The following is a 5,502-nucleotide window of genomic DNA, read 5'->3' as shown; positions in this document are numbered from 1 at the left end:
GTCGGCTTTGGCCAGTGCAACGCCCAGGCGCCGACTGCCGTTGATATCCGGTTTACCGAACAGGCGCACTTCGGTATCCGTGTCGGCCAGGGCGGTGTCCAGGCCATGGTAACGCATGGCCTCTGATTGGCCTTGTACCAGCAATACGGATGATGCTGAGGGACCCCGCTGCTCGATTTCCGGGACTGGCAGACCAAGAATGGCCCGGGCATGCAAGGCGAATTCGGAAAGGGTCTGGGAAATCAGTGTCACCAGGCCGGTGTCGTGGGGGCGGGGAGACACTTCGCTGAAGTACACCTGGTCGCCTTTGATAAACAACTCGACCCCGAAGATACCCAGACCACCGAGTGCGTCGGTAATCGCCAGTGCGACGTCGCGGGAGCGTTGCAGTGCCGCTTCACTCATGGGCTGGGGCTGCCAAGATTCCTGGTAATCGCCGTTTTCCTGACGGTGGCCGATGGGGGCACAATAGCTGGTCTTGATCTCGTTGCCGGCCTTATGGCGAACCGTCAGCAGGGTGATTTCGTAGTCGAAGTCCACAAAGCCTTCCACGATGACCCGGCCCTGGCCGGCGCGGCCGCCGGACTGCGCGTATTCCCAGGCGGGCAGAACGTCCGCGTCGTTTTTCAGGGTGCTTTGTCCTTTGCCGGAGGAACTCATGACGGGTTTCACCACGCAGGGAAAACCGATCTCGCGCACGGCCTGCTGATAGTCCGCTTCGTTATCGGCAAAGCGATAGGGCGAAGTGGGCAGTGACAGCTCTTCTGCGGCCAGGCAGCGAATGCCTTCACGGTTCATGGTCAATTGGGTTGCCCGGGCAGTGGGCACCACGGTGTAGCCTTCCGCTTCCAGCTTGACCAGCTCGTCTGTGGCAATGGCCTCGATTTCCGGAACGATCAACGCCGGTTTCTCCTGTTCGACTAGTGCCCGCAAGGCGGCGCCATCGAGCATGTTGATGACATGGCTGTGTTGTGCCACCTGCATGGCGGGGGCGTGGGCATAGCGATCCACGGCGATGACTTCGCAACCGTAGCGGATCAGTTCCAGGGCGACTTCGCGGCCCAGCTCGCCGGAGCCCAGCAGCATGACGCGGGTAGCGTTGTCGGTGAAAGGGGTGCCAATGACAGTCATAACAGCTCTCAATATGTTCGGTGCCCTGATTGTAATGAAAAGCAGAGGCTACGCCAGCGGCGGGCAGCGCCGACCGGAATGGGACGCTTCGTTCTGTGCGGGTAGGGCTTGCGGTACACTTCGTCTGTGCGATGCCATGTGTGTGTTTTGCGGGCATGGAGACGGGATAAGGAGAGCGGGTGGACGATCAATACTGGATGCAACAGGCCCTGGCGCTGGCTCGGCAGGCGGCAGATCGGGGGGAAGTGCCGGTGGGTGCGCTGGTTGTCCGGGATAACCAGTTACTGGGTGAGGGGTATAACCAGCCCATTATCGCCAGCGACCCCAGTGCCCATGCGGAAATAGTGGCCATGCGTAGCGCTGCGCAAGCCGAGCGTAATTATCGGCTCAGTGGCAGTACGCTCTATGTCACCCTTGAGCCGTGCACCATGTGCTTTGGAGCCATGGTTCATGCGCGCATCGGCCGGCTTGTGTATGGCGCCAGAGAGCCCCGTGCAGGGGTGTGCGAAAGCCAGCTACAACTGCCGTCGGTGGATTTCTACAATCATCGGATGGACGTGGAGGGGGGCGTGTTGGCAGAAGAGAGTGCGCTACTGCTCAAAGGTTTCTTTGCTGAACGCCGGAAAAAGTAGCGATAGGTGAGGTTGGGCGAAACCGGTTAGCGGCTTTGTTCCCACAACGCGCATGCCTGCCACGTTTTTAGCGTGTTACATGCCTGCGTGAACCGTGTTGCGGCCACAGCGCGGCACAAAAAAAGGGCCGGTAAAAAACCGGCCCCTTTTTTAGTCAGCGTAATTCCTTACTGGAATTGCGCTTCCTTGGTGGTGGCTTTCATGATGGTTTCCACGCGACGGTTTTCGGCGCGGCCTTCGCTGGTTTTGTTGTCAGCGATAGGCTTCTCTTCGCCGTAACCTACGGTGGTGATGCGGTCCGCGCTTACGTTGAAGTGATCAACAAGTACGGTCTTCACAGCATCTGCACGTTGCTGGGACAGTTTCTTGTTGTAAGCCGCAGAACCGGTGCTGTCAGTGTGACCTTCCAGTACCAGGTTGGCGGACGGGTACTGACGCATACCTTCGGCCAGGTTTTCCAGAGACGGGTAAGAAGTCTGACGGACTTCGGCTTTATCGTGGCCGAATTCAACGTACAGGGTTTCTTTTACGTCCTTGTCCAGGTATTGCTGGCAGCCTTTGTCGTCAACCAGGGCACCGGCAGGGGTGTTCGGACATTCGTCCATGCTGTTAACGATGCTGTCGTTGTCATCATCCAGCTCACAACCGGTGGCATCTACCTGGGCGCCTGCCGGGGTGTTGGCGCACTGATCGCGCTCATCCGGTACACCATCGCCGTCGCTGTCGGTGACTACATTTTCAACCGGTGCCGGCTCTTCTTTCTCGCTGGAACCGCCAATGATGAAGTTCAGGCCTGCATAGACTTCTGCATCCCAGCGTTCGGTGCGGAAGCTATAGTAGGGACGAGCGCCCACGTCCAGGAGGAAATGCGGGTGCAGCATGGTCTGAAAACCGGTTTCCAGAGTACCGATGGTCTCTTTGAAATCGTTGGAGCTGTCGCTGTTCGGCTCGGTGCGGAACTCACCGGCACCGATACCCACGTAGGGTTCGAAGGCGGAGTTGCCGGCAAAGTGTTTGCGGATGGCGCCGTGAGCGATGTTGATGTCCGCGTCGCCAAGCAGATCGGTGTTGGAGTTGTTACGCTCCCACCAACCCTGAAAAGACCAGTCACGGTTGAAACGGTAACCCATTTGGGCACCGGGAAGGGTAACTTCGTTTTCGCTGGTGTTTTGGTCAATGTGGTCGCCCACATCCAGCCAGTTTTCACTGATGTGCCCGCCGAAGTAGAAATACTGTTCGGGGATCTCGTCAGCAATGACGGTGGTGGTCGCGGTGACAGATGCGCAAGCAATGCTCGCCGCTAAAAAGCGTTTAGCGTTCATAAGCTCCTTCCTTGTCTTATTCAGTAGGCAGATCAAACACGGGGCCAGTGTTGGCTAGCCTGTCTCCCATGTAAATCCTCACTACTCAGATTAATAAAAAAATTTACAAATATGGAATTTATTTGGTAGCGGGAGAACACTTTTTTGTAATGTTGTAGTGTGAAAGTATTAACGGGGTGAGGCTTGGTGGGTCCTTAATACTAGGGTCTGTTATCTCGGTCGTGTTAGCAGGCCCTAGGGCGGGCTTAGGCTGGTCACGTCGCCGGTTGATGGCTGTTCAGGAAAGTGCCGGCGGCGAGGTTTTTTCACGCCCTTCGTTGCGGTTCTGGTAGAGCGCATAGTCCGCTTCGTTAAGCAGCGGGTTGAGGCTGCGCCCACTGTTTTCGGTGCTGGCAACGCCGATACGGGCGCATACGGAAACCGCTTCTTCTGGCTGGGCTGCGGTTCTCGGGCTGGAAAGCTTGAGATTGCCGGCCAGGGCTTTCAGGCCTTCACCCATGCGGGCGGCATCATCAAAATTGGTGTGGGGGAGCACCAGCAGGAACTGGGCACCATCAAACCGTCCAAAAAGATCACTTTCGCGAATTTTTTCTCGAATGCAGTCGGCAAACAGGCGGAGGGCCTTTTCCCCTGTGTGGCGTCCGAAACTATCCAGTAGCTGGGTGAAGTCCTCAATTTCAATGAGCAGGATGGAAACCGTGTAGTTGTGTCGCTGGCTCAGGGCCAGTTCCCGTTCCAGCATGCCCAGCAGGTGGGGGCGATTGAAGAGGCCAGTGAGGTGATCCTCGCGGGCCAGCTGTTGCAGTTGGTGGTTGTACCTGTCCAGCGCAATCAACCGGCAGCTGAACAGATAAAGTGGTGGCGTCACCAATAACAGGGGGAGCAGGGCGGCAAGAACCAGCGGTGATAACCAGTCGCGTTCACCCACCAGCATGATGCCGATGCTGGTGAGCACAAGGGAGACAAGGATTGAGCACAAGGTGATGGCGGCGGTGCCTTTCAGGGCGGAACGGCGGTCGCTACGACTGACCAGTCTGGCGGACGTCGCTACCACATGAAAAAGCTTGGCCATGCTCGATAATCCCCAATTAACGTGCTGATTATTATGTTTGTCAGTATCACGTCTGCTTGCATGCCGTGCAATAGGGGGCGGGGTATCTCACTGATCCAGCAGGTTTTCCTTCAGTGATTGGGAATAGGGGGTCTCGCCAAACCAGATGCGAAGGTAGTAGCGGGCAAAGGTGGTGCCTGCTTCGCTGGCAAAGCGCTGGTTATTGAGGGCCAGTGTCAGGCCGTCTTCGCGATAGGTCAGGCTGTAGGCGTCGCCGTCGCTGATGTCCTGATAATGGCTGTTGAATGCCTGGAAACGGGACTGGTATCGGTCGAATTCCGTTGCTTGGAGGTTTTTTTCCAGAAAGTTCAGCGCGGCTTTGGCAAAGGCATCACCGGGAACGTCACGAAAATAGCGGAAGGTCAGCCGCAACGGTGGTGACAGCAGGTCGTCGGCCTGACAGTCGTGTCGGGACAGGGTGGCTTCGCCCACCGTGATGAAGCGCAGGGCTTTCACATCGCTGCGGGTACAAACCTGCCAGGGTTGCTCGCTTTCGCTCGCGTAACCTGGTGAGGCGATTGCCGCAGCAGCCATTAGCAGCCCGGCCGGGATTAGTCGTGCTCTCTTAGCCATCGTGTCATCGGTCCTATTACGGGCAAATGCTGGTCCATGCCCTGGCTGCTGTCCCAGAAATCCTGCTGGAAAACGACTTGCCCCTGCGCGTTGAAACGCAGCTGGCTGATACCAATGGTGCGAGACAGGCGTTCGCTGCCGAGCAGGCTGAAGCGTGCCTCCATGACCCAGCGCAGATACACATCACTGCCGTCTTTAATGATGTGGTTGACGGTGAGGGACATGCTGTTCAGCCCTTCGGCGGTGGCTTGTAAATGCGCGGCTAACTCGTCTCGTTGTGTCAGCGTGACCAGGGTGTCGTTGAAATACAGGGGGTCGGCATAGATGGTGTCGATCTGTGTGGGAATGGTGTTGGCATCCAGCGGGTTGAAGAACGCAATAAAACGATCGATTGTCGCCGAATCAACCGGGTGGCCGCTGGGGGCAGACGTGAGCGCCTGTTGATACCGGTCGGTATACCCGTAAGGCCCTTTGGGCGTACTGCTGCAGGCGGTTAAAAGCAGCGTCAGAAGCAGCGAAAACGATAATGTGCTGAAAGCATTCATGGCTGGATTCTGTCTGGTCTGTGGTGAATCGGTTGTGAAGCTGAAATTGCCAGGGTTGTATGGAGTCGTAAGGGCGCAGGCTTGGCGTCACGATTCACAGCGCTTTGACGAGGGATGCTGCATCGTAAGCCTATGAATTTCCCCACACGTGCGGTCATCGTTAACTTTTTCGCGTTCCAGTTGCTCTG

At 57.1% G+C, this 5,502-nt stretch carries 6 protein-coding genes; 1 reads left to right on the top strand and 5 read right to left on the bottom strand.

Features of this window, described 5'->3' with window-relative positions:
- Nucleotides 1-1,131, bottom strand: a 1,131-nt coding sequence (gene purT / locus A3754_RS17240) for a formate-dependent phosphoribosylglycinamide formyltransferase (RefSeq protein WP_063520687.1), incomplete at its 3' end; no start/stop codon positions are given.
- Between the two features lie 179 nt (nucleotides 1,132-1,310).
- Between purT and tadA the strand changes: the two genes are divergently transcribed.
- A complete protein-coding gene (gene tadA / locus A3754_RS17235; RefSeq protein WP_063520686.1) occupies nucleotides 1,311-1,763 on the top strand; it encodes a tRNA adenosine(34) deaminase TadA in 453 nt (150 codons plus the stop codon).
- A 167-nt stretch (nucleotides 1,764-1,930) separates the two neighbouring features.
- Here tadA and A3754_RS17230 read toward each other — a convergent pair whose 3' ends face one another.
- From A3754_RS17230 to A3754_RS17215, 4 genes are all read right to left on the bottom strand, one after another.
- Complete coding sequence (locus A3754_RS17230) at nucleotides 1,931-3,085, bottom strand: OmpA family protein (protein ID WP_063520685.1); 1,155 nt, start codon at nucleotides 3,083-3,085, stop codon at nucleotides 1,931-1,933.
- A gap of 277 nt (nucleotides 3,086-3,362) precedes the next feature.
- Nucleotides 3,363-4,157, bottom strand: coding sequence for a GGDEF domain-containing protein (locus A3754_RS17225; protein WP_063520684.1), 795 nt, complete (start codon nucleotides 4,155-4,157; stop codon nucleotides 3,363-3,365).
- Between the two features lie 87 nt (nucleotides 4,158-4,244).
- Nucleotides 4,245-4,730 (bottom strand): chalcone isomerase family protein, encoded by a 486-nt coding sequence (locus A3754_RS17220; protein ID WP_231880672.1) that lies wholly within the window; start codon nucleotides 4,728-4,730, stop codon nucleotides 4,245-4,247.
- A gap of 17 nt (nucleotides 4,731-4,747) precedes the next feature.
- A complete protein-coding gene (locus tag A3754_RS17215; RefSeq protein ID WP_063520682.1) occupies nucleotides 4,748-5,314 on the bottom strand; it encodes a nuclear transport factor 2 family protein in 567 nt (188 codons plus the stop codon).
- Nucleotides 5,315-5,502 lie beyond the last annotated feature (188 nt).

It is taken from the genome of Alcanivorax sp. HI0083 (assembly GCF_001635175.1).
The sequence above is the reverse complement of the archived record's forward strand: the minus strand, read 5'-3'. Positions and strand labels throughout refer to the sequence as shown.